The sequence below is a fragment of the Pseudomonas sp. H2_A10 genome (assembly GCF_054680085.1).
In genome coordinates, this window is sequence record NZ_CP162821.1 from 4,147,134 (window position 1) to 4,170,265 (window position 23,132).

Sequence of the window (23,132 nt, forward strand, 5' to 3'; positions counted from 1 at the left end):
TAATAAATACCTTTTTAGCATTAGCTTAGGCATGCACACCCACGCCGCACGCGCTTGGCCCCTGCGACAGTCGAGCCGCTCTTGTGCGTTGACCAGAGGTGTTACACCCCATATAGTGTGCCGACCTACAAGACAGACCACTACATAGTGTGCAGAATCGGTATTTACCGACCACACTCCGCGCAATATTTCAATGCCTAGCAGTCTGCAAAATCACCTATTTTTAGACCGGGTTCACACCCCGCCGAAACAGATCAGGAAGGAGTATTTCAATGCTGAGTTGGGATGAAGTCGACAACGAAGACACCGGTGCAGCGGTAGTCAAGGGCGCCAACGCCGGCCACGCCAGCGAAGCCAACATGGACCGCCTCGACGGTGCCGGCGCCGCTGCCGCCGTCGAAGCCCGCGCCGTCACCGCCAACGACTCCGCCGCCATCATCCGCGCCAAGGCTGCCCTGGACAAACTCGACGTCGCCGAAGGCCTCGCCGAACTCGAAGGCGCCTCCGCCCGCGTCGCCGTTGACGAAAAACGCATGATCAACTGCCGCGCCGACCTCAACCAACTCGTGCCCTTCAAGTACGACTGGGCCTGGCAGAAGTACCTCGACGGCTGCGCCAACCACTGGATGCCGCAAGAGGTCAACATGACCGCCGACATCGCCCTGTGGAAAAACCCCGAAGGCCTCACCGACGACGAACGCCGTATCGTCATGCGCAACCTGGGCTTCTTCTCCACCGCCGATTCCCTGGTCGCCAACAACCTGGTGCTGGCCGTGTACCGCCTGATCACCAACCCGGAGTGCCGCCAGTACATCCTGCGCCAGGCCTTCGAAGAAGCGATCCACACCCACGCCTACCAGTACTGCATCGAATCGCTGGCCATGGATGAAGGCGAGATCTTCAACATGTACCACGAGATCCCATCGGTGGCTAAAAAGGCCGCGTGGGGCCTGAAATACACCCGCTCGATCTCCGACCCCAAGTTCGAAACCGGCACCGTCGACACCGACAAAGAACTGCTGCGCAACTTGGTCGCCTACTACTGCGTACTGGAAGGCATCTTCTTCTACTGCGGCTTCACCCAGATCCTCTCCATGGGCCGCCGCAACAAAATGACCGGCGTGGCCGAGCAGTTCCAGTACATCCTGCGCGATGAGTCGATGCACCTGAACTTCGGTATCGACGTGATCAACCAGATCAAAATCGAAAACCCGCATTTGTGGGATGCCGAGATGAAGGAAGAAGCGACCCAGATGATCCTGCAAGGGACTCAACTGGAGATCGAATATGCGCGCGACACCATGCCGCGTGGGGTGCTGGGGATGAATGCGGCGATGATGGAGGATTACCTCAAGTTCATTGCTAACCGCCGTTTGTCGCAGATTGGGCTGAAGGAAGAGTATCCAGGCACGACCAACCCGTTCCCGTGGATGAGCGAGATTATGGATTTGAAGAAAGAGAAGAATTTCTTCGAAACCCGCGTGATCGAGTACCAGACCGGCGGCGCGCTGAGCTGGGATTGATCAGCATCACACACCCCAATGTGGGAGGGGGCTTGCTCCCGATGACGGTAGTTCAGTTAAAGCCTCTGTGACTGATGCGCCGCTATCGGGAGCCCCCTCCCACATTGGGAACGCGGTGTTCCGTAAACTTTGCAAATTGCCCTTTATGCCCAACCAAACCATCAAGACCCCGTGCATCGGTCTGTGTTCCACCGTTTACGGTGACCTGGTCTGCCGGGGCTGCAAGCGTTATCACCATGAAGTCATCCAGTGGAATGGCTACAACGCCGAGGAAAAACAGGCGGTGTGGCTGCGCCTTGAGCAACTGCTGGTGCAGGTAATGACCAGCAAGCTGGAAGTGTTCGACCCGCAACGCCTGCGCCGGCAGTTGGAAGAGCGCAAGATCCGCTTTATGCCGCACCAGTCGCCGTATTGCTGGGCCTACCAACTGATTGCCCGAGGTGCGCGGGTGATTTCCAAGCTGGATGCCTATGGGTTGGCGCTGTTGCCGGAGTTTCGCGAGCGCAACCTCACAGACCTGCGTGACGCGATCGACCGCGAGTTCTTCCTGCTCTCCGAGGCGCATTACGAGCGGTACATCGCCCCCGGCTTTCTGCGTGAGTCCTTTGGCCCAGCCTTGATCGCCACGCTCTGAGCAACAACCGCGCCCGATTGTGTTTAAAATGCCGCCCGCTCAACGACCGACGCTCAACGATGAACCCAGACGCACTCGCTACCCTGCACACCCACCTGCTCACCGCCCTGGCCAGCGCGCCGGCCGAGACCCGGCGCCTGTTTCATGGCCGGGGCCGCTGCTGGCCAGGGCTGGAGCAGGTGACGGTGGACTGGCTGCAAGGCGTCGTGCTGGTCGCCCTGTTCAAGGAAACCGAACATCTGCAAGCCTTGAAGCACCAATTGGCGCAGATCGACTGGGCCGGCTTCGGTGCACACGCCGTGGCCCTGCAACACCGTTATCTGCCGCAAAGCACCACCGAATGGCTGGTGGGCGACGCCATCGAGGAACGGGTCATCACCGAAGGCGGCCTGCGCTACCTGATCGACCTGGGTAAAAAACAGAACAGCGGGCTGTTCCTCGACATGCGCTACGGCCGCAACTGGGTGCGCGAACAGGCCCACGGCCAGCGCGTGCTCAACCTGTTTGCCTACACCTGCGGGTTCTCGGTGGCGGCCATCGAAGGCGGTGCCGACCACGTGGTCAACCTGGACATGGCCCGCGGCGCCCTGAGCCGTGGCCGCGACAATCATCGCCTGAATGGCCATGACCTGAGCAAAGTGACCTTCCTGGGCCACGACCTGTTCAAGTCCTGGGCCAAAGTCACCAACAGCGGCCCCTACGACCTGGTGATCATCGACCCGCCGTCCTTCCAGAAAGGCAGCTTCCTGCTGACCAAGGACTACCAACGCGTGCTGCGCCGCCTGCCCGATCTGCTCACGTCCCAGGGCACGGTGCTGGCGTGCATGAACGACCCGGCCTACGGCGAGGACTTCCTGATCGACGGCGTGACCCGCGAGGCCCCCGGCCTGCGCTTTGTCGAGCGCCTGGAAAACCCGCCGGAATTTCCCGATATCGACGCGCAAAGTGGCTTGAAAGCACTGGTGTTCCGTCAGGGTTGATGTCGAAACGTCCTACGCTTGCTACGCTTAGCGATACACCGGGCGGTGAACCTTATAACCCCCTTCCCGGTCGATACCTGCATTCCCCGGCCAGACTCGACCGCGTCACGTTGTCGGCTGCCCCGTTTGACCTTTTGGAGAACCGCCCGTGATATCGACCCTGCATGTAGCCAGAATCAAAGCCTGGGGCGCCCACGGCTTCACCGCCACCGGCGTGGTCCTGGCCTTCTTGGCCACCCTGGCGTTGCTGGAAAACTCACCCAAGGCCTGCCTGCTCTGGCTGGGCTTGGCGCTGGTAGTGGACGGCGTCGACGGTTCACTGGCGCGACGACTGAATGTCAGCACGGTGTTGCCCAGCTTCGACGGTTCGGTGCTGGACCTGGTAATCGACTACCTCACGTATGTGTTCATTCCCGCACTGTTTATCTACCGCTACATCGACCTGCCGGACTTCACTCACCTGTTCACGGTGTCGGTGATCCTGGTGTCGTCGCTGTTCTGTTTCTGCAACGTGAACATGAAGAGCAAGGACAACTACTTCGTCGGCTTCCCCGCCGCCTGGAACGTAGTTGCCTTATGCGTATACATCATCCAGCCGCAGGCCTGGGTGACGCTGCTGACCGTGATCGGCCTGGCGCTGCTGACCGTCACGCCGATGAAGTTCCTGCACCCGTTCCGGGTCAAGCGGTTCATGCCGATCAACATCGCGGTGACCACGATCTGGTTGCTGTGCAGTTTTCTGATGGTGGTCGACTACCCCAACACCAACCCGTGGACATTCGGGTTGTGGTCGCTGATGTCAGCGTACTTCTTGGGGATTTGCGTGTGGCGCACGGCGCTGGAGTGGCTGGGCACCCACAAGTAGCCAAACATACACAGATCAACTGTGGGAGCGGGCTTGCTCCCACAGTTGGTTCTGCGCACATCAGGCAGGTAAGATGGCGACCCTCACCCGCCCCGCCAACAATAAGCCCATCCCATGCCCTTCGAACTCAGCGTTGACCTGACCACCCTCGCCATTCTCGCCTGCGTCGCGTTTATCGCGGGCTTTATCGATGCCATTGCCGGCGGTGGCGGCCTGCTCACCACGCCCGCCCTGCTCACCGCCGGCATGCCGCCGCACCTGGTACTGGGCACCAACAAGCTCAGTTCCACCTTCGGCTCGGCCACCGCCAGCTTTACCTTCTACCGCCGCAAGCTGTTCCACCCGCGCCAGTGGGTGCATGCCATCGTCGGCACGCTGGTCGGCGCCCTCGCCGGTGCGGTGGTGGCGCACTACTTGCCCGCCGAAACCCTGAACAAGATGCTGCCGGTGATCGTATTCGCCTGCGGCGTCTACCTGCTGTTTGGTGGTACGCCCAAGACACCGTTGGACGCCGAGGCGCCGATCAAGAAGAAATGGCAAGCCACCCAGGGCTTCGGCCTGGGCTTCTACGATGGCGTGGCAGGCCCCGGCACCGGGGCGTTCTGGACGGTGAGCACGATGCTGCTGCACCCCATCGATCTGGTCAAAGCGAGCGGCGTGGCGCGCAGCATGAACTTTGTCAGTAACGCGGCGGCCCTGTCGGTGTTTATTTTCAACGGCTCGGTGGACTGGATCGTCGGCCTGGCCATGGGCATATCGGTGATGGGGGGCGCGTTCTTTGGCGCACGCAGCGCGATCAGCGGCGGCGCCAAATTCATTCGCCCGGTGTTTATCACCGTGGTCCTCGGCCTGACGGTGCGCCTAGCCTGGCAACACTGGTTCAGCGTGGCCTAAACGACGGGCCAGGTAGAGGTCGATCAGGTAACGCGCAATCGAGCGTGACGCCGGCAACGGCGGCAGGTCGTGGATGTTGAACCACTGCGCGTCTTCGATCTCGTCGGCCTGGGGCACGATATCGCCGCCGGCATATTCGGCGTGAAAGCCCAGCATCATCGAATGGGGGAACGGCCAGCATTGGCTGCCCATGTACTGGATATTCTTCACGCGCACCTGCACTTCCTCGTGCACTTCACGAATCAGGCAGTCCTCGGCCGACTCGCCCGGCTCGGCAAACCCCGCCAGCGTGCTGTACACGCCGCTGACAAAACGCGGCGAACGGGCCAGCAAAATCTCATCGCCACGGGTCACCAGCACGATCATGCTCGGAGAAATCCGTGGGTAGCTGCGCAGGTCGCAGGCCTCACAGAACATGGCGCGTTCCCGAGGCACCTGAACCATGGCCTGGCCGCAACTGCCGCAAAACCGGTGTTCGCGCGCCCAAGTGCCGATCTGCGCCGCATAACCGAGCACTTTGAACAGGGTGTGATCGCCCTGCAGCATGAAGCCGCGCAGGCCCTGCCAGCTGCACCCCGGTACCTCGCCCGCCGAGTCGAGCTCCAGCAAGTACACCGGCTCGCCATCGAGGTGGCCGAGGCCGTGTTCGGCGAACACCGCGAGGTCCTGGCGCTTGAGCCATTCGCGTGGGAACAGCGGGCCGTTGGAGTCATGTAAAAAACCGTCGCGGCTGCGGGCGACGGCCCAGCCGCCGGGGGTTTCGTTATCCAGCAGCGTTGTGGTGATCCAGCCTGGAGTCATGTCAGTCAATCCACGAATTCGGGTTTCTGCTTATTCATATGGGCCGCGATGGCCACGCGCAGGTCGTTGGATTGCAACATAGCCGAGTTCCAGGTGGCAACGTATTCCAGACCGTCATTGACCGTGTGGTCACGCATGTAGCTGATCATGGCCTTGGTACCGGCGATGGCAATCGGCGACTTGGCGGCGATTTCCTGGGCGATCTCCAGCACCCCGGCCAGCAGGCTCGCGTGATCGGCGTACACCCGATTGACCAGGCCAATGCCGCGAGCCTCTTCGGCGCCGAACTGGCGACCGGTGTACGCGAGTTCACGCAGCATGCCGTCGCCGATAATGCGCGGCAGGCGTTGCAGGGTGCCCACATCGGCGGCCATGCCGATGTCGATTTCCTTGATGGAGAACAGCGCATCTTCGGCGGCGTAGCGCATGTCGCAGGCGCTGATCAGGTCGATGGCGCCACCTATGCAGTAACCCTGGATCGCCGCCAGTACCGGCTTGCGGCAGTTGTCGACGGCGTTGAACGAGGCTTGCAGCTCAAGGATTTTGCGCCGCAACAGGCGTGCGTTGCGGCCCACGTCCTTACCGAATTCGTTGGCCACCGAGGCCAGCATCATCAGGTCGATGCCAGAGGAGAAATGCTTGCCGGCGCCACTGAGCACTACCGCACGCACGGCATCGGTGTCTTCGACCCATTGGAAGATGTCGATGATCTCGGTCCAGAACGCGGCGTTCATCGCGTTGATTTTTTCCGGACGATTGATCTGCACATGGGCAACGTTGCCGCTGAGTTCGACGACGAAAGCTTGGTATTCGGACATGGCAGTGATCCCTGACTGGCGAGTGATAAGGCCCGAACTATAACAAGGGTGCATGACGGCGCATCGGCCAAAAGCGGGACTGGCAAAAAACCTTGCCAGGCGCCATCCTTGGCGCTTTAAGCCGCCCTGAACGCGGCGCTCGATGTTTTAAGGAAATGCCATGCACGCCCAACCCCTCGCCGCCGCCGAATTCGACCTTATCGAAGAAACCCTGCTCAAGTACGGCGATGATCATTCGGTGCTGAACCTGGCCGAACTCGACGGCTACTTCACCGCGTTGGTGTCGAGCCCGACGCAAGTGGATATCGCCCAATGGTTCCCGGCCATCTGGGGCGGGCAGAATCCGGAATGGGAAAACATGGAAGAAGCACAGCGTTTCCTGGAGCTGTGCGTACGCCACATCAACACCCTGGCGGCACAGTTGGCCAACAACGCCCAAGACTTCAAGGCACGCTTTGATGACACCGAGCATCGAGGCCAAATCGTGACCCTGGCTGAAGAGTGGTGCTTTGGCTACATCCGTGGCGCAGCGATCGGCAATTGGCCGCAACTGCCGGTCGAACTGGCCGCGCAGTTGGAGAAAATCTCCTGGTGCGCCGAGCAGGACAACTTCGAGTTACCCGCCGACCTGGACGTGCAGGCCCACCAACAGCGCGTCAGCGAGATCGAGCCAGCCGCGCGGGCGCTGCACGATTACTGGCTCTCCCAGCGCTAAACCTCGACAAGCACCGCACCTTTGGCCGATTATTCGGGTCCGCCCGTCGGCCACTCCGTACCACCTTGCCTTGACCAGGAGCCTTGTACCTTGAGTTCGCAGAAAACCGTGACCGTTACACCGCCCAATTTCCCCCTCAATGGCAAGGTCGCACCGCCCGGCTCCAAATCCATTACCAACCGCGCCCTGCTGCTGGCCGCCCTGGCCAAGGGCACCAGCCGCCTGAGCGGCGCACTCAAGAGCGATGACACCCGGCATATGTCGGTGGCCCTGCGCCAAATGGGCGTGACCATCGATGAGCCCGATGACACCACTTTCGTCGTGACCGGTTGCGGCAAGCTGCAATTGCCGACACAACCGCTGTTCCTCGGCAACGCCGGCACCGCGATGCGTTTTCTCACCGCAGCGGTCGCCACCGTCGAGGGCACCGTGGTACTCGATGGCGACGACTATATGCGCAAGCGCCCGATCGGCCCGCTGCTGGCCACCCTCGGCCAGAACGGTATCCGGGTCGACAGCCCAACCGGTTGCCCACCGGTAACCGTGCACGGCGCAGGCAAGGTCCAGGCCAAACGTTTTGAGATCGACGGCGGGTTGTCCAGCCAGTACGTCTCTGCCCTGCTGATGCTGGCGGCATGCGGTGAAGCGCCGATTGAAGTGGCGCTGACCGGCAAGGACATCGGCGCCCGCGGCTACGTGGACCTGACCCTCGATTGCATGCGAGCGTTCGGCGCGCAAGTCGAAGCGGTCGACGACACCACCTGGCGCGTGGCGCCCACCGGCTACACCGCCCATGACTACCTGATCGAACCGGACGCCTCCGCCGCCACGTACCTGTGGGCCGCCGAAGTGCTGACCGCCGGCCATATCGACATCGGCGTGGCCGCGCAGGATTTCACCCAGCCCGACGCCAAGGCCCAGGCCGTGATCGCGCAGTTCCCGAACATGCAGGCCACGGTCGTCGGCTCGCAAATGCAGGACGCCATCCCGACCCTGGCGGTATTGGCCGCATTCAATAACACCCCCGTGCGCTTCACCGAGCTGGCCAACCTGCGGGTCAAGGAATGTGATCGCGTGCAAGCGCTGCATGACGGCCTCAATGAGATTCGCCCGGGCCTGGCCACCATCGACGGCGACGACCTGCTGGTGGCCGCCGACCCTGGGCTGGCCGGCACATCGTGCAATGCGCTGATCGACACCCACGCCGACCACCGCATTGCCATGTGCTTTGCCCTGGCCGGGCTGAAAGTGTCGGGTATCCGCATCCAGGACCCGGACTGCGTGGCCAAGACCTATCCGCAATACTGGAAGGCCCTGGGCAGTCTTGGGGTCACGCTCAGCTACTGAGCCGGCCGCGTCGGTTTGGGGAGGGCCACACATGACAATTCGCCAACCCTGCCCACCCGGCGCCTGCGTCTGTAACCGCGAGCATTTGCTTGCAACCCCAGGCGCCGACCTGCGCATCCTCAACCTGACGCGCCAGGAAGAAAAACGCCTGCTCGAACGCCTTGAAGACCTCAAGAGCCTGCAAGACCTGGAGCGCATGCAACAGCTGATGTACCAGCAATTGGGCATTCGCGTGCATGTCGCGCCGGGTCATACCGAGGTCAAGAGCATGCGCGGGATTCAGATCGTCATCGACGAGTTACCGGGCATGTGTCGCAAGACCCGGCAATCGATTCCGGCGGCGATTCGCCGAGGCATGGAGAAGCGCCCGGAAATCGCCTATCGCCTGCTGGATGCCCACGATCTGTTTCGCGACGGTTGAATCAGCCGGCAACCGTCTCTGCCTTGAACAACCCCCGCCCCACGGTATGTGCAGTTTTCATATGTGCCTGCGCCGCGCCGCCTTCCGAGTCCAGCAGCAGCTCGGACGTCACCACCTGCGCGCCGCAATAATCAAAGATGCCGTAGTCGATCTGCGTGCGCATCGCCTTGGCATAGCCGTGGCGGTCAAACGCGCTGTGATCCGCCGCGCCGAGGGCGAGCAGATGCACCTGCAAGTGGCGCAGCTTTTTCACCACCGGGGTGTCCGGGCCGTAATCGATCGCCCAGCCGTTGACGAATACCCGATCTATCCAGCCTTTGAGCAGGCCCGGCAATGACCACCAGTAGATCGGAAACGCCAGCACCAGCGCATCGGCACGGTCCAGGCGCGCTTGTTCGGCCAGCACATCGGCCGGTGGCGTGGCGTGGGTGCGGTGTACCCGATGGTCGGCAGCGGTATAGCGCGGGTCGAAGCCTTCGGCGGCAAGGTCGGCGATTTCATAGGTGTGCCCCGACGCGCCGAGGCCGGCGGCGACGTGCGCGGCAATGCTGTGCGTAAGGGATTGCGGGTCGTGATGAGCAACAACGATCAGTGCGTGCATGACATTGACACCTTTTCGGTTTAGGCTGGCGTTAAGTTACGATTAGTAAGTTACTTTTGGTATATAAGCATGTCAAGCAGTGAATCCCCTGCCCCACGTCGGCGTTTGTCTCGTGAAGATCGCCTGCGTCAATTATTGGAAGTGGCCTGGCAGCTGGTGCGCGAAGAAGGCACAGACGCCCTGACCCTGGGCCGCCTGGCGGAACTGGCGGGCGTGACCAAGCCGGTGGTGTACGACCATTTCGTCACCCGTGCCGGCTTGCTGGCGGCCTTGTACGAAGATTTCGATGGGCGCCAGAACCAAGTGTTTGCCGACGCCATCGACGCCAGCAGCGCGACATTGGAAGACCGTGCGTGGGTGATTGCCGCGTCGTATGTCGATTGTGTGTTGTTGCAGGGGCGGGAAATCCCGGGAGTGACCGCAGCACTGAGCGGCTCGCCGGAGCTCGAAGCCCTCAAGCGCAAATACGAGGTGATCTTCCTCGACAAATGCCGCGACGCACTGGCGCCCTTCGCGCCCACGGGCACCGTCTCTCAAGCCGGCCTGCGCGCCATGTTGGGCGCGGCAGAGGCGCTGTCTCACGCGGCGGCCAGCGGCGAAATCAGCCGTGAAGAGGCGCAGCAGGAGCTGTTGGCGATGATTCTGGCGATGGTTCTTGGGTACCAACGCCTAAGCAAGTAAGGCAAAGGGGGCAGCATGGGGTTCTTTGATCGTTTGTTCGGCGGCCGTTTTACGATGCCGCCTCCCGATGAAACCAATGCCAGTCATGCGGCAATCATGCGGGAATTTCGCACACCTGAATCCAAGGCTCGCAAGCAAGCGCTCGCAACCCTGACCGAAACGCTGTTAAGCGCCGCACCCGAGCCAGAAAGAGCCAGGCTCGTACGGCGTGTGCTGCGCAAGTACGCCGTCGATCAAGACGCCACCAGCGCCTTGACCGACGGGCTGCTTGACCCGTCAAGAGGCCAGAAACTCGCCTACCTTGCATTGCTCAACGTCGATTGGCGTGGCTTCGACGGGTTCCAATACCTTGCCCCCCACCTGGCTTCGGCCAGTGGCGTGCAGGAACCCTACACCTACCTGCACACCGGCACACGACCGATGCAAGCCGTGTTGGACAGCTATGACCAATGGCTCACCGGCTTCGGCAAGCGCTTTGTGCATCTGGACTCCGGCGGTGACGAATACGTCGGGTTTATCGTGGATGCACAGCGCGTCGAAGCCATCGTTGAGCTGGCACAACAAGCAGGTGTGAAGGTCAGCCTGGAGGGCTTTTTGAAGGGCGCCGTTGACGCTCAGCCCCCGGCAACCGCCTCGCGCACAAAAGCCTCGTAGGTGCGCAGCGGGTGCCCGACGATAGCCTCCAGACGCTTTACCGTACCTTCGGCCGCTTGCATGCCGAACGTCTGGATACCCGCCATCATCAAGCGCATGTCATACGCCAGCCAGGCCGGACCGTACGCGGCCAGTTGCGCTTCGAACGCGGCGACATCATCACCGCCATAGGTCACTTCGCGCCCCAGCGCCGTACTCCAGATCCCAGCCACAGACTCACCGCTCAGCGCTTGCGGCCCCACCAGTTCCAATGTCGTACGCGCCAGCGCCGACGGGGCCCGGTCGCGACGCAGCAACTCAGCCACTGCCACATCGGCGATATCGCGCGCATCGATCATCGACACACCCGCCGAGCCGATCGGCATTGGGTACACCGCGTAATCGCGGATAGTCTGCAACACCATGTGTTCGTTCTGCATGAAGTAGGCCGGGCGCAGAATCGTGGCCGGTATGTCGAGGGTCTCGATCATCCGCTCGACCGTGTGTTTACCGGTAAAGTGCGGGACATTGCTGAACCGATCGGCATGGATCACCGACAGGTAGACAATGCGCTCGATGCCCGCCTCTTGCGCCAGGTTCAGCGCGATCAGGGCTTGCGTCACTTCATCCGGCGTCACCGCATTGAGCAGGAACAGCGTGCGCACCGACGACAACGCGGCACGCATCGACACGACATCGGTCAAGTCTGCAACTACTTCGCTGACACCTGCCGCAAAGTCGCGTTTACCGGGCTGGCGCACAAGAGCCTTGACCTCTGCGCCGGCCTCGCTGAGGCCCTGGATGATAAGAGAACCGATGGTGCCCGTGGCACCGGTAACAAGAATGCTCATGGCTATTGCTCATGTTGAGGAGTGGAGACCAGACGATAGGCCGCTGCACATACAAAACGAAGACGCGACTATGTAGACACCCCGTCTCAAATGTGGAACAGCATGAACCTCAACGCACTGATTGATTTCGCCCTGGTCGCCAACAACGCCGGGCTGGGAAAAGCCAGCCGTGCCAGCGGCAGGTCCAAGGCGACACTTTCCAGGCGCATTGCCGAACTGGAGGAACAACTAGGCGTTAGGCTGATTGAACGCAGCGCGCGGGGCCTGAAGCTCACCGAGGCTGGAGCCACGCTGATGGCTCGCGCCGAGGGGCCGTTGAACGAAGTAGTCGAAGCAATGGCATCCGCTCGCGACGGCGTATCGACGCCGCGCGGACACTTGCGTGTGGCGGCTCCCGTGCTGTTTTCCCAACTGGCGATGGGCCGGATCGGCGCCGATTTTTGTGCGGCCTACCCGCAAATCACGCTGGACGTGGTGGCGGAGGATCGCCTGGTCGATTTGGTCGAGGAGCAATTCGACATAGCCATCCGCATCAACCCCAGCCCCGACAGCAATCTGGTCGGCCGTTGCTTCGCCAGGGACCGATTGGTGGTGGTGGCGGCGCCTGAAGTGCCCAGGCCAATGCCCGGCGCAACCCGACCCGTTCCCGGCATCGTGATGTCGGCTTCCCAGCCCGGCCATTGGACGCTCGATGGCGGCCAGTTGATCCTGAAGCCGGTTCCAACGCTGCGTTTCTCATCCTTCTTGATGATTCGTGATGCCGCTGTCGCAGGTGGTGGGGCTGCCCTCTTGCCGCAGTCCATGGCGTGGGGCCAGCTTGCCCGCGGTGAGCTGGTGCAGTGGGGCGTTGCTTCGGATGTGGAGGCTGAACTGTGGGTCTTGCACACCTCCAGGCGCCTGGCGGCACCCAAGGTGCGCGCTTTTGTCGATTTTATAGGTGCCAGGTACCCGGACATGTCGCTGCTGCTGAACGGATAAGCGCCCCTCTCAGGGCTGCTTGCGATACATCCCGGTGAAGTAATCCGGAAAATCCGGCGCCGAGTTGTGGTTGATCACCGCGAAGTGCTTCACCAGTTGGATGTGGTAAGGCCCCGCGCGTCGCGCCGCCAACGGTTCACGCACGATGATCAGGTTTTCGGTTTCCATCGGCACGGTGTGGTGCGCGCTGACGATAACCTTGCCGGTGCCGGTTTCCTTGAGCGTCACGGTGAACTCGGCCACTTCCCTGCCCTGGGCATCACGCTCGGGGAGAATTCTGAGGTCCAGGTCGCCGTCGCGGTCGAGGAAGTCATCGCGCATCTGGTAATGGCCGTCGCGTTGGTCGCGGGCAACGTCGCCAAACAGCTCGTAGTCGGGTTCACGGTATTCATCGTGCAGTTGGATCACGCGCTCGCGCTTGTCGCCCTTGGCACCGCTGACCCAAGTACCGGTGTAATCCGACTTGATGCGCCAGATGCCGGTTTGATGCCCGTCGTCGGTGTACTCGTGCAGGTAAAGGTAAGTGTCATCGCCATATTCGCCACGGTCCCCCACCAGCTTGATCGGCTTGCCGCTGCCGCTGTTGGTGTAGCGCAACTCGCCAATCACCACCGCGCCCTGCTGCTGGTACCAGATTTGCACCGCGATCTTGCCATCGAGGGTGCCGACCAACCGTTGCGCATCTTCATTGACCGGCCCTTCCAAGCGCGGGGTTTCCAGCCATTGGCCGTCTTTCCACTCGCCGGTGGTGCGCAGCATGTAGCCACTGGGCATGCTGTTGTTGGCGTCGTCGTCCGTCGCGGGCACCTCTTGCTGGGTGTACGAGCTGAGCTGCACCAGTTCGCCATCGCGCATTTGCCAGCGACTCACACGCATCCAGCAGCAGCCGCGATCGGTTTGCGAATGGATGATGCCGTCCTTGGGGTTGACCGAGAACATCCCGCCGGAGGTCTCGTTCGCCAGGGTGCTCAGCGGGCCGTTGAGTACCCACTGCGTATTGTGCGGGTCTTGCAGGTACACGTCGTAACTGTACTGGAAGTCCTTGGCGGCGCCGGTGTCGTGGCGGATAGCCAAGTCCTGGCGACCGTCGCCATTGATATCGGCGAAGTACAGCAAGCCGGACTCGCCCACCAGGTGCGCCGCATCGGTTTTACCGTCATTGTCCAGCGGCACATTGCCTGCCGGCGTTTCCAGCTGTTGGAGAATCTGCAGGGTGGCGTTGTCGCGCACCGTGACCAACGCCCGCGCCCGCTCGCGCAAGTCCTGGGGGACCTGCGGGAACAGCACCTCAACCAGGAACTGCCCACTGGGGTCATTGACCGAAAACGAACGGGGTTCGGCGATGGCCGAGGTGGCCAGGGACAGAGAAAGCAGCACACCGCTGACGAGCGAACGCATCCAAAGCATCCTTGCTGAAATTCGGGGGCGGCAGTGTAGCGGTTGTTTTCGAACAAATCGCTGTTTGGGTGCGCACATTGGCTGATATGTTTCGTGCCTCCCCCGCCAAGGAAAGTGCCATGCAACCATTAGCCGCAACCGCCGCGTTATTGATCATCGACATGCAGCAAGGCATGCACCAACCGGCGCTTGGGCGGCGCAACAACCCCGACGCCGAGCGGCACATGCAGCGCCTGCTGGGCGCGTGGCGGCAGGCGGGCGGGCCGGTCGTACACGTGCGGCATATTTCCCGCACGCCTGGCTCCGTCTTCTGACCGGGACAGCCAGGCTGTGAGTTCCAGGCCACGCTGCAACCGCTTGCGCACGAACATGTCGTCGAAAAAAACGTCCCGGATGCGTTCACACACACCGGGCTGGAGCGCTGGCTGCATACCCGTTCGATCAGGCAACTGGTGATCGTCGGGGTGATCACCAACAACTCCGTCGAGGCCACCGCGCGCTCGGGTGGCAACCTGGGGTTTGAGGTGATTGTGGCGTCGGACGCCTGTTATACGTTCGATCAGACAGACCTGTCGGGGCGCCTGTGGCCGGCTGAGGATGTACACGCGTTGTCGTTGAGCAACCTGGCGATGGACTACGCCAGGGTGGCCGCGACCAATGAGATCCTGATATCGAGTTAAAACACTTGTGCTTTCACCAGCATATCCAACAGCGACTCGGGGAATACCGTGTCCTGCGTCGATTGCAGCTCGTATGCCGACCACCAGCGATGGTCGGCCATGACCTGCGCCTCCTGCGCGGTCCATTCAGCCTTGGAAAGCGCCTCGCTTTGCACATGAACCACAAAGTAGCGCTCAACGGCGAGCACCGTCTCCCCACTGGGCAGCATCATCGGAAAACGGCGCTCAGCCACCGATGCCGCAACCGTCTTGATCTTGATGCCCGTCTCCTCACGCAGCTCGCGGATGGCAGCGGCCTCGAAGGTTTCGCCCTTCTCAACCCCACCGCCCGGCGTTGCCCAGTAATTCTTGCCGGCCAGCGCGCCTTCGTTATGCACGAACCTGAACAGCAATACCTCGCGTGCAGGGTTGATCATCAGGAGTCGTGCTGCGTTTCGCGTGCGCATTGGCTTTAATCCTGCCTTGAACTAGTGTCTCGATAGGTTTGCAGATAGGCCGTCAATAACAACGTGGCATGTTGTTCCAGTCCGGCCTCGAACGCAGGTGATGCATTGCCTTCGAGCAGTGTGCGCACCGGGCCGAAGACGGCACTGAGCGAAATGGCGGCGGTGAGCTTCGGGTCATCAAAATGCGCATCGGGTGCCGTCACCAACATGGCCGCGGTCACTGCGATCATACGCGCGTTAATACGGGCGACCAGCTCGCCGCCGCCGCGTTCGCCCGCAATTGCGTACAAGGCTTTAGAAACATCCTGGTCGCGTAATTTAGCCGCAACCAGCGCCAAGACTAGGCCGCGCGCCATTTCAGCCACCGGCATACCTTGATGGCTGACACAGGCCTGCTCAACCGTCTCGGCTACTCGATTCAGGTGCTTTTCCAATACGGCAGCCAGCAACGCGTCGCGATTGGGGTAGTACTGATAAAGGCTGCCCACCGACATGCCGGCGCGCTCGGCAACGCGAGTCGTGGTGCAGCGGATGAGGCCCTGTTGCGTCAAAACCTGAAGGGTTGCGGTGTGCAATGCGTCCACGGTCGCAGTTGATCGCGCTTGAACCGCTGATTTCCTTGGTTTCAAGGACGATTTCAATGTGCTCATGGAATGCGAATTCCAATATCTGAAGGATTCTTCATATTAAGGGCTTACTCGGTTGAAGCAAGGGCAACGGTTATGACCAGCTTGGCAAACGGCAGCACGTTTACATTCGGTAATCGCAAGGTCAACCGTATCGGCTACGGCGCGATGCAGTTGGCGGGCCCCGGTGTATTCGGCCCGCCGAAAAATCGCGACGCGGCGTTGGCAGTATTGCGTGAAGCCATCGCATCCGGCGTTAATCATATCGACACCAGCGATTTTTACGGACCGCATATTACCAATCAGATTATTCGCGAGGCCCTGCATCCGTACCCAGACGACCTTACCCTCGTTACCAAGATCGGTGCCCGTAGAGACGCTGCGGGCGGGTGGCTCGCCGCCTCGTCGAAAGAAAAGCTAACCCTGGCCGTGCATGACAATTTGCGCAACCTGGGCCTAGAGGTGCTGGACGTCGTCAATTTCCGTTGCACCCACAACATAATGGGGACCGGTGAAGGCTCGATTGCCGCCTCATTGGAGGCGCTTGCACAACTGCAACAACAGAGCCTGGTGCGCCATATCGGCATCAGTAACGTCACCCCGACCCAAGTGGCCGAGGCGCGCGGCGTCATCAAGTTCGTTTGCGTGCAGAACCTGTACAACATCGCGCAACAGCACGACAACGCCTTGATTGATGAGCTGGCGCGGGAGGGCATTGCCTATGTACCGTTCTTCCCGCTGGGCGGGTTTACCCCGCTACAGTCATCGACATTGTCCCATGTCGCCCAACGACTGGCGGTAACGCCCAAGCAATTGGCGCTGGCGTGGTTACTGCGACGTTCACCCAATATCCTGCTGATTCCCGGTACTTCATCGGTTGCTCATTTGCATGAGAACCTGGCTGTAGGCGAGTTAGAGTTATCGGATGATACGTTCGCAGAGCTGAATGGGATCGCGGGTTGACCTGCTGATGCAACTGCACGATGGCCTTGCGCAAATCACTCTGCATTTTTTCCCCCCTTGCGGGATAAGTGACCTGCGCAATCCTTGCGTCAAAAAGGCACAGGCGCCATCTTAACCCGCGATCACCTTGGAATAATCCATGCGAATTACCTGCCTCCACACCGCAGCCAGCAACATCGCGGTGTTTGACACGGCCGCAAAAACCCTCGGTCTCGGCCCCAACGTAGTGCGCCATGAGGTTCGCGCAGACCTCTTGGCGGCAGCGGAACAGGCAGGCTCGCTGACCGCAGAGATAGCCGCGTCAACCGCATCGGCGCTGCTCGCACTTGCCCGGCATGCTGACGCCGTTGTGCTCACCTGCTCCACCCTGGGGCCGGCGGTTGAGCTGATTGCGCCAGGCACACAAGTGCCCATTCTGAGAGCGGATGCAGCGCTGGCCGTCACTGCGGTTCAGGCCGAGGGGAAAATCGTGGTGCTGTGTGCCGTGAAGACAACCCTGGCACCCACCTCTGAATTATTTCAAGCAGCTGCGTTGTGCGCTAACGCATCCATCGAAGTGCAATGGGTTAACGGTGCCTGGGACCGGTTCAAGGCGGGCGATATCAACGGTTACCTGGCGATGGTCGCTCAGGCCGCCGATCAGGCCTACGAAGACGGCGCCTCGTTGGTGGTGCTGGCCCAGGCCTCGATGAGCAGCGCTGCCTCACAAGTCACCGCCGGGCCGCCTCCCCTCAGCAGCGCCACCGCCGGCTTGGCGGCGGCCATACAAGCCATTGGTTGATACTGGATTTACAAGGCTGTGCGACAGATACCGTTTTCAACAACAACCCAGATCAACTGTGGAAGCTGTCGAGTTCCAGCGAGGCTAGATAGCTGTTACGCATTGTCCTTCATGCACAAAGCGGGCGTGGTTGCCAGGGCCAGCGCGACTGTTGGCGCAGCAACAGTGGCCGGGCAGCTTGTGCTGAATCCACACACGCCATTGCGCTACAAGACGCTCATATCCCTTTGAAATAAAAGCAATTTCCTCTCTGGCATGGCGCGTGCAATCACCCTTGCATTAACCCCGAAGGATGCTCCCATGCCCCACACCCTGCCCCAGGCGCTGTTGCGCCAAGCACACACGCGCGGTTCAGCGGTTGCCTTGCGCTACAAGCGTCTGGGCATCTGGCAGGTGCGCACCTGGAGTGAACTGGCCGGCGATGTCGGCGAGCTCGCCGCCGCACTGCACCAGCGGGGTTTGAGTGGCAACGACAACCTGTTGATCATCAGCCAGGCACGCCCCGAAGCCTTGCTGCTGGCATTGGCCGCGCAGTGGTTGGGCGCCAGCGTTACCTTGCTGGACCCCGAGCACGACAACCGCGCGGTGTTGGCCGAACGGCGGCCCAGCTTCGTGCTGGCGGAAGATCTGCAGGCGGTGCAGCAAATCGGTGAATACCGCGTGCTGATATACCTCGACGGGCGCGGTTTGAATCATCCGCACGCCGCCGGTTTGATCGCCTATGCCGACTTGAGCGCAAACGCTCCCGCCCCCGCCTGCGCCACGCAATCAAGCGCCCTCGCCTTTGTGTTTCACGCAGGCACCCCCGTGCAATTAAGCCATGCCCAATTGTTGGCCGGCGCCCGCACCCTGATCGCCCGAGAACACCTGACCTGCGATGAAGAAGCCCTCGCCGCGCGGGTATTCGCCGCCAGCGGCCAGGCGCGTTACCTGCTGGCGCCCTGGCTGCACGCCGGCTTCCGCCTGAATTTTCCCGAAGCGCTGGCCACCCGCGACACCGACCGTCGTGAGTTGGGCCCGACCCTGGTGCTGGGCACCCGCGAATCCTATGGGCGCCTGGAACAGTGGGTGGCTGAACGCCTGCCGTTGCCGGGTACGTTCAGTCATCGCCTGTACCGCTGGGCCATGCAACCCACCCCGTCGCCCGTTCGGCGTTGGCTGGGCCGCTGGCTGGTGCGCCGCCCATTGCTCGATGTGCTGGGCATGAGCCGCCTGCGCGTGCCGTTACTGGTGGGGCCGCCACTGGCCCCGCGGAGCGCGGCATTCTTTGGCGCGCTGGGTGTTCACCCCGGACATTGGCACGAGCCTTCCCCCCGCCACGCACCTACCGACCCCTTGCTGTCCCGGACTGCCTGAAGAGCCCTCCATGCGCGCACCCACTGACTCGGTTTTACTGCGGCTCGATGATATTTCCCTGTCGTTCAAGGGTATCAAGGCCATTACCTCTATCAGCTTCGACGTCAAGGCCGGCGACATTTGCGGGCTGATCGGCCCCAATGGCGCCGGTAAAAGCTCGCTGCTCAACGTGATCAACGGCGTCTACCATCCCCAGAGCGGCAGCATCCGCTATGCCGGCCGAACCCGCCGACGCATGCGCGCGCACCAGGCCGCCGAAGGTGGGATCGCGCGTACCTTCCAGAACATCGCGCTGTTCAAGGGCATGAGCGTGCTCGACAACGTGCTCACCGGGCGCAACCTCAAGCGCCGCAGCAGTTGGGTCGAACAGATGTTGCGCGTGGGCCGCGCCCCTCGCGAGGACGACGCCCACCGCCTGCATGCGGAACAGATCATCGCCTTTTTGCAAATTCATCCCTGGCGTCACGTGCTGGTAGGCACCCTGCCCTACGGCCTGCAAAAACGTGTGGAACTGGCCCGCGCCCTGGCCTCTGAACCGACCCTGTTGCTGCTGGATGAACCCATGGCCGGCATGAACGCCCAGGAAAAGGCGCAGATGAGCCAGTTCATCCGCGACATCAACCATGCGTTCGGCACCACCGTGGTGTTGATCGAACACGATATCGGCGTGGTCATGGGCTTGTGCGACCACGTGGTGGTGCTCGACTACGGTCGCAAGATCGGCGACGGCACGCCCGAACAGGTGCGCGCCAACCCGGCTGTCATCGCCGCCTACCTGGGTACCTGAGCATGCAATTTTTTTTCGAAGTGCTGATCGGCGGCCTGTTGGCGGGGGTGATGTATGCGCTGGTGGCGATTGGTTTTGTGCTGATCTACAAGGCCTCCGGCGTATTCAATTTTGCCCAGGGCGCCATGGTGCTGTTCGCCGCGCTGACCTTTGTCAGCCTGCTGGAACGCGGCTTTCCGTTTGCCTGGGCGTTCTTCGCCACCCTGGCGAGCATGGTGGCGCTGGCCTTGCTGATCGAAAAAGTGGTGCTGCGGCCGCTGGTCAATCGCCCGCCGATCATCCTGTTCATGGCGACCCTGGGCTTGTCGTACCTGATCGAAGGGTTGGCGCAATTTCTATGGGGCGCCCAGGTACACGGGCTGGACCTGGGCATCGCCGATGAACCGCTGGAAATCCGCGGCATGCTGCTCTCGCAATTCGACCTGTTTGCCGCCGCTACCGCCGCCGGGCTGGTACTGGCCCTGTCACTGCTGTTCAACAAGACACGCATCGGCCTGTCGTTGCGTGCGGTGGCCGATGATCCGCTGGCATCGATGGCGGTGGGCATTCGCCTGCCGCGTATCTGGGCGCTGGTGTGGGCGGTGGCCGGGTTTGTCGGGCTGGTGGCGGGCCTGCTCTGGGGCGCGCGCCTGGGCGTGCAGTTCTCGCTGTCGCTGGTGGTGCTCAAGGCGCTGCCGGTGCTGATCATCGGCGGATTCTCGTCCATCGGCGGCGCGATTGTCGGCGGCCTGATCATCGGCGCGGCAGAGAAAATCGCCGAGATCTACCTCGGGCCAATCATCGGCAGCGGCATTGAAAACTGGGTGCCTTATGTCCTGGCCCTGGTGTTTTTGTTGGTGCGACCGGCCGGGTTGTTCGGCGAGCGCGCAATCGAACGGGTTTGATGGTTTTTGAGGAACTGCCTGCATGCTGTATCAAGAAGTCGGTCAAATCAGCACCTCCTACGCGGCCGAGCGCCGCACCTTTCGCCTGCGCCAGGACCGCATCGGGTTGTGGCTGCTGCTGGGCTTTGCCTTCGTGGCGATGCCCTGGCTGGGCAACGACTATTGGTTCAGCGCGATTCTGGTGCCGTTGCTGGTGCTGTCCCTGGCCGGGTTGGGCCTGAACCTGCTGACCGGCTACGCGGGGCAATTGTCGCTGGGCTCGGCGGCGTTCATGGCGGTGGGCGCGTTTGCCGCCTACAACCTGCAACTGCGCGTACCGGGTTTGCCCCTGCTGGTGAGCTTCGCCCTGGGCGGTGTGATCGCCGCGCTGGTGGCGGTGTTCTTTGGTCTGCCGAGCCTGCGTATCAAAGGGTTCTATTTGCTGGTGGCAACCCTGGCCGCGCAGTTCGTGGTGGAGTGGGTACTCACCCGCTTCAGTTGGTTTACCAACGACAACGCCTCGGGTGTGATCACTTCGCCGCCGCTGCGGGTTGCCGGGCTGGATTTCAGCTCGCCGCGTGGCCGTTATGTGCTGACGCTGGCGGTGGTGGTCGCGTTGTTCTGGCTCGGCAAAAACCTGGTGCGCAGCGAACTGGGCCGCAACTGGATGGCGGTGCGCGACATGGACACTGCCGCAGCCGTCATCGGCATCCGCCTGCTCAAAGCCAAGCTGCTTGCCTTTGCCATCAGCGGCTTTTACCTGGGCGTCGCCGGTTCGCTGTGGGCCTTCACCTACCTGGGCACCGTGGAGCCCCACGGCTTTGACCTGAGCCGCTCGTTCCAGGTGCTGTTCATCATCATTATCGGCGGCCTGGGCAGCGTGCTCGGCAATGTGCTGGGCGCGGCGTTCATCGTGTTGTTCCCGATCCTGCTGGGCAACCTCTTCGCGTGGTTGCCCGCCGGGTTGATGGACGCGGGCCAGCTGGAAAACATCCAGAAAATGCTCTTCGGCGCGCTGATCATCACCTTCCTGATCAAGGAACCTGAAGGGCTGGCCCGGCTGTGGCAGCGCTTTCGCCAACGGGCCAGGGTCTGGCCGCTGCGTTACTGAACTCCCCCCTACCGCTCTCGAGGAATTGCCTTCATGACACACCGCTTATCGCTGCGCCGCCTGGCACTGAGCCTGGCCTTGATGACCGCCGGGCTTGCCAGCGGCGCCCAGGCCGCCAACGAACAGTACTTCCCGCTGCAAAGCTACCGGGTCGGGCCTTACGCGGCCGGCGGTACGGGGTTCTTCGGCGGGTTTATAGACTACCTGCAATACATCAATGCCAAGGGCGGGGTGAATGGGGTCAAGTTGACCTGGAGCGAATGCGAGACCGAGTACGTGGTAGAAAAAGGCGTCGAATGCTACGAGCGCCTCAAGGGTGGGCTCAACGGCGCAGCGGCGGCGGCCACCAACCCACTGTCGGTGGGCATCGCCTACGCCACGCTGGACCGCTCGACCGCCGACAAACTGCCGCTGATCACCATCAACCACGGCCGTACCGACTCCACCGACGGCAGTGTGTTCCCCTACGTGTTTCCGCTGCAACTGAACCCGTATTCGGAAGTCTCGGCGATCATCAACTACATCGGCCAGCGCGAAGGCGGTGCCGACCAGCTCAAGGGCAAGAAAATCGCCGTGCTCTATCACGGTTCGCCCTACGGCAAAGAAACCAACGGCGTGCTGGAAACCCTCGCGAAAAACGCCGGCTTCGAACTGACGTTGCTGGAAGTGCCACACCCCGGCAACGAACAGCAATCGCAATGGCTGAACATCCGCCGCCTCAAGCCGGACTGGGTAATCCTGCGCGGCTGGGGGGTAATGAACCCGGTGGCGCTCAAGTCCGCGCAGAAAGTCGGCTACCCGGCCGATCACATCATCGGCAATATCTGGAGCAACTCGGAAGAAGACGTAGTGCCGACCGGCAACGCGGCGAAGGGCTATATCGCGATCACCACGCACCCGTCGGGCACCGACTTCCCGGTGCTGCAAGGCATCAAGCAAAGCGTCGTCGACGCCGGCAAAGGCAACCTGGCCGACCCGAAACGCTTCGGCACGGTGTACTACAACCTCGGCGTGGTAAACGGCATTCTCAACGTCGAAGCCGTACGCCTGGCCCAGCAAAAATACGGTGACAAGCCCTTGACCGGCGAGCAGGTCCGCTGGGGCTTCGAACACCTCAACCTCGACGACGCACGCCTGCAAGCCCTGGGCGCCAAAGGCCTGGTGCAACCGCTGAAACTGTCCTGCGCCGACCACGAAGGCGGCGGCGCGGTGCGCTTTCAGCAATGGGATGGGCAACGCTGGAACCTGATCAGCGACTGGGTACAGGCCGACCGAGCCTTGTTGCGGCCGATCATCGAAGCATCGGCGGCGCAGTATGCGAAGGAGAAAGGCATCACGCCGAGGGATTGCAGCAAGGAACAGTAGGATTACTCAGCTGC

25 protein-coding genes and 1 pseudogene are annotated in these 23,132 nt (G+C 61.8%); 19 read left to right on the forward strand and 7 right to left on the reverse strand.

Translation table 11 applies throughout. The features are described from left to right. Nucleotides 1-272: 272 nt before the first annotated feature. The 5 genes from AB4O23_RS19550 to AB4O23_RS19570 all read left to right on the forward strand — a co-directional run bounded on the left by AB4O23_RS19550 (nt 273) and on the right by AB4O23_RS19570 (nt 4,896). On the forward strand, nt 273-1,523 hold the full coding sequence (locus tag AB4O23_RS19550) for a ribonucleotide-diphosphate reductase subunit beta (RefSeq protein WP_460060304.1): 1,251 nt from the start codon (nt 273-275) through the stop codon (nt 1,521-1,523). Between the two features lie 145 nt (nt 1,524-1,668). Beyond that, nucleotides 1,669-2,157: a DUF1289 domain-containing protein gene (locus AB4O23_RS19555; RefSeq protein ID WP_017530391.1), complete on the forward strand. Its 489-nt coding sequence runs from the start codon at nt 1,669-1,671 to the stop codon at nt 2,155-2,157. A 59-nt stretch (nt 2,158-2,216) separates the two neighbouring features. Further along, nucleotides 2,217-3,137, forward strand: a complete 921-nt coding sequence (locus AB4O23_RS19560; RefSeq protein ID WP_017530392.1) for a class I SAM-dependent methyltransferase — start codon at nt 2,217-2,219, stop codon at nt 3,135-3,137. Between the two features lie 148 nt (nt 3,138-3,285). Then, nucleotides 3,286-4,002 (forward strand): phosphatidylcholine synthase, encoded by a 717-nt coding sequence (gene pcsA, locus AB4O23_RS19565; protein WP_017530393.1) that lies wholly within the window; start codon nt 3,286-3,288, stop codon nt 4,000-4,002. A 114-nt stretch (nt 4,003-4,116) separates the two neighbouring features. Then, nucleotides 4,117-4,896 carry a TSUP family transporter gene (locus AB4O23_RS19570; RefSeq protein WP_017530394.1) on the forward strand — a complete coding sequence of 260 codons (780 nt, stop codon included), beginning with the start codon at nt 4,117-4,119 and terminating at the stop codon, nt 4,894-4,896. Here the strand turns inward: AB4O23_RS19570 and nudC are convergent. Together nudC and AB4O23_RS19580 are read right to left on the reverse strand one after the other, a co-directional pair. Continuing rightward, on the reverse strand, nt 4,864-5,697 hold the full coding sequence (nudC, locus tag AB4O23_RS19575; protein ID WP_065878510.1) for an NAD(+) diphosphatase: 834 nt from the start codon (nt 5,695-5,697) through the stop codon (nt 4,864-4,866). The two genes, AB4O23_RS19570 and nudC, sit on opposite strands and share 33 nt — an antisense overlap. Before the next feature lie 5 nt (nt 5,698-5,702). Continuing rightward, nucleotides 5,703-6,515, reverse strand: coding sequence for a crotonase/enoyl-CoA hydratase family protein (locus tag AB4O23_RS19580; RefSeq protein WP_017530396.1), 813 nt, complete (start codon nt 6,513-6,515; stop codon nt 5,703-5,705). A gap of 160 nt (nt 6,516-6,675) precedes the next feature. Here AB4O23_RS19580 and AB4O23_RS19585 point away from each other — a divergent pair, with 160 nt between their 5' ends. From AB4O23_RS19585 to AB4O23_RS19595, 3 genes are all read left to right on the forward strand, one after another. Next, a complete protein-coding gene (locus tag AB4O23_RS19585; protein WP_065878509.1) occupies nt 6,676-7,230 on the forward strand; it encodes a UPF0149 family protein in 555 nt (184 codons plus the stop codon). Nucleotides 7,231-7,320: 90 nt separating this feature from the next. Beyond that, complete coding sequence (gene aroA / locus AB4O23_RS19590; RefSeq protein ID WP_460060307.1) at nt 7,321-8,577, forward strand: 3-phosphoshikimate 1-carboxyvinyltransferase; 1,257 nt, start codon at nt 7,321-7,323, stop codon at nt 8,575-8,577. A gap of 31 nt (nt 8,578-8,608) precedes the next feature. Further along, nucleotides 8,609-8,998, forward strand: a complete 390-nt coding sequence (locus AB4O23_RS19595) for a hypothetical protein (protein ID WP_017530399.1) — start codon at nt 8,609-8,611, stop codon at nt 8,996-8,998. Between the two features lies 1 nt (nt 8,999). Here AB4O23_RS19595 and AB4O23_RS19600 read toward each other — a convergent pair whose 3' ends face one another. After that, nucleotides 9,000-9,599, reverse strand: coding sequence for an NAD(P)H-dependent oxidoreductase (locus AB4O23_RS19600; RefSeq protein WP_116079785.1), 600 nt, complete (start codon nt 9,597-9,599; stop codon nt 9,000-9,002). 69 nt (nt 9,600-9,668) lie between these two features. On the opposite strand from AB4O23_RS19600, the gene AB4O23_RS19605 reads away from it, so the two are divergent. Next, nucleotides 9,669-10,280, forward strand: a complete 612-nt coding sequence (locus tag AB4O23_RS19605) for a TetR/AcrR family transcriptional regulator (RefSeq protein ID WP_017530401.1) — start codon at nt 9,669-9,671, stop codon at nt 10,278-10,280. 15 nt (nt 10,281-10,295) lie between these two features. Beyond that, entirely contained in the window at nt 10,296-10,934 is a 639-nt protein-coding gene (locus tag AB4O23_RS19610; RefSeq protein WP_460089718.1) for a DUF6630 family protein, read from the forward strand. On the opposite strand, the gene AB4O23_RS19615 is transcribed toward AB4O23_RS19610, so the two are convergent. Continuing rightward, nucleotides 10,895-11,764: an NmrA/HSCARG family protein gene (locus AB4O23_RS19615; protein WP_267864597.1), complete on the reverse strand. Its 870-nt coding sequence runs from the start codon at nt 11,762-11,764 to the stop codon at nt 10,895-10,897. The genes AB4O23_RS19610 and AB4O23_RS19615 overlap by 40 nt on opposite strands. A gap of 102 nt (nt 11,765-11,866) precedes the next feature. On the opposite strand from AB4O23_RS19615, the gene AB4O23_RS19620 reads away from it, so the two are divergent. Beyond that, nucleotides 11,867-12,742, forward strand: a complete 876-nt coding sequence (locus tag AB4O23_RS19620; protein WP_460060309.1) for a LysR family transcriptional regulator — start codon at nt 11,867-11,869, stop codon at nt 12,740-12,742. Nucleotides 12,743-12,751: 9 nt separating this feature from the next. On the opposite strand, the gene AB4O23_RS19625 is transcribed toward AB4O23_RS19620, so the two are convergent. Beyond that, nucleotides 12,752-14,140: an XAC2610-related protein gene (locus AB4O23_RS19625; RefSeq protein WP_017530405.1), complete on the reverse strand. Its 1,389-nt coding sequence runs from the start codon at nt 14,138-14,140 to the stop codon at nt 12,752-12,754. Between the two features lie 119 nt (nt 14,141-14,259). On the opposite strand from AB4O23_RS19625, the pseudogene AB4O23_RS19630 reads away from it, so the two are divergent. After that, nucleotides 14,260-14,820: pseudogene (locus tag AB4O23_RS19630) on the forward strand (cysteine hydrolase family protein). On the opposite strand, the gene AB4O23_RS19635 reads toward AB4O23_RS19630, so the two are convergent. Beyond that, entirely contained in the window at nt 14,817-15,266 is a 450-nt protein-coding gene (locus AB4O23_RS19635) for an NUDIX hydrolase (RefSeq protein ID WP_068934851.1), read from the reverse strand. The pseudogene AB4O23_RS19630 and the gene AB4O23_RS19635 sit on opposite strands and share 4 nt — an antisense overlap. A gap of 5 nt (nt 15,267-15,271) precedes the next feature. Beyond that, nucleotides 15,272-15,916, reverse strand: coding sequence for a TetR/AcrR family transcriptional regulator (locus tag AB4O23_RS19640; protein WP_223496560.1), 645 nt, complete (start codon nt 15,914-15,916; stop codon nt 15,272-15,274). Nucleotides 15,917-15,988: 72 nt separating this feature from the next. Here AB4O23_RS19640 and AB4O23_RS19645 point away from each other — a divergent pair, with 72 nt between their 5' ends. From AB4O23_RS19645 to AB4O23_RS19675, 7 genes are all read left to right on the forward strand, one after another. After that, nucleotides 15,989-16,855, forward strand: coding sequence for an aldo/keto reductase family oxidoreductase (locus AB4O23_RS19645; protein WP_460106166.1), 867 nt, complete (start codon nt 15,989-15,991; stop codon nt 16,853-16,855). Nucleotides 16,856-16,994: 139 nt separating this feature from the next. After that, on the forward strand, nt 16,995-17,636 hold the full coding sequence (locus tag AB4O23_RS19650) for an aspartate/glutamate racemase family protein (RefSeq protein ID WP_068934845.1): 642 nt from the start codon (nt 16,995-16,997) through the stop codon (nt 17,634-17,636). A gap of 300 nt (nt 17,637-17,936) precedes the next feature. Beyond that, nucleotides 17,937-18,992 (forward strand): AMP-binding protein, encoded by a 1,056-nt coding sequence (locus AB4O23_RS19655; protein ID WP_017530407.1) that lies wholly within the window; start codon nt 17,937-17,939, stop codon nt 18,990-18,992. A 10-nt stretch (nt 18,993-19,002) separates the two neighbouring features. After that, nucleotides 19,003-19,779: an ABC transporter ATP-binding protein gene (locus AB4O23_RS19660; protein ID WP_017530408.1), complete on the forward strand. Its 777-nt coding sequence runs from the start codon at nt 19,003-19,005 to the stop codon at nt 19,777-19,779. Between the two features lie 2 nt (nt 19,780-19,781). Continuing rightward, nucleotides 19,782-20,663, forward strand: coding sequence for a branched-chain amino acid ABC transporter permease (locus AB4O23_RS19665; protein WP_065878497.1), 882 nt, complete (start codon nt 19,782-19,784; stop codon nt 20,661-20,663). 22 nt (nt 20,664-20,685) lie between these two features. After that, nucleotides 20,686-21,753 carry a branched-chain amino acid ABC transporter permease gene (locus tag AB4O23_RS19670; protein WP_068934841.1) on the forward strand — a complete coding sequence of 356 codons (1,068 nt, stop codon included), beginning with the start codon at nt 20,686-20,688 and terminating at the stop codon, nt 21,751-21,753. A 33-nt stretch (nt 21,754-21,786) separates the two neighbouring features. Further along, nucleotides 21,787-23,118 carry an ABC transporter substrate-binding protein gene (locus tag AB4O23_RS19675; protein WP_460069288.1) on the forward strand — a complete coding sequence of 444 codons (1,332 nt, stop codon included), beginning with the start codon at nt 21,787-21,789 and terminating at the stop codon, nt 23,116-23,118. The last annotated feature ends 14 nt before the right edge of the window (nt 23,119-23,132 follow it).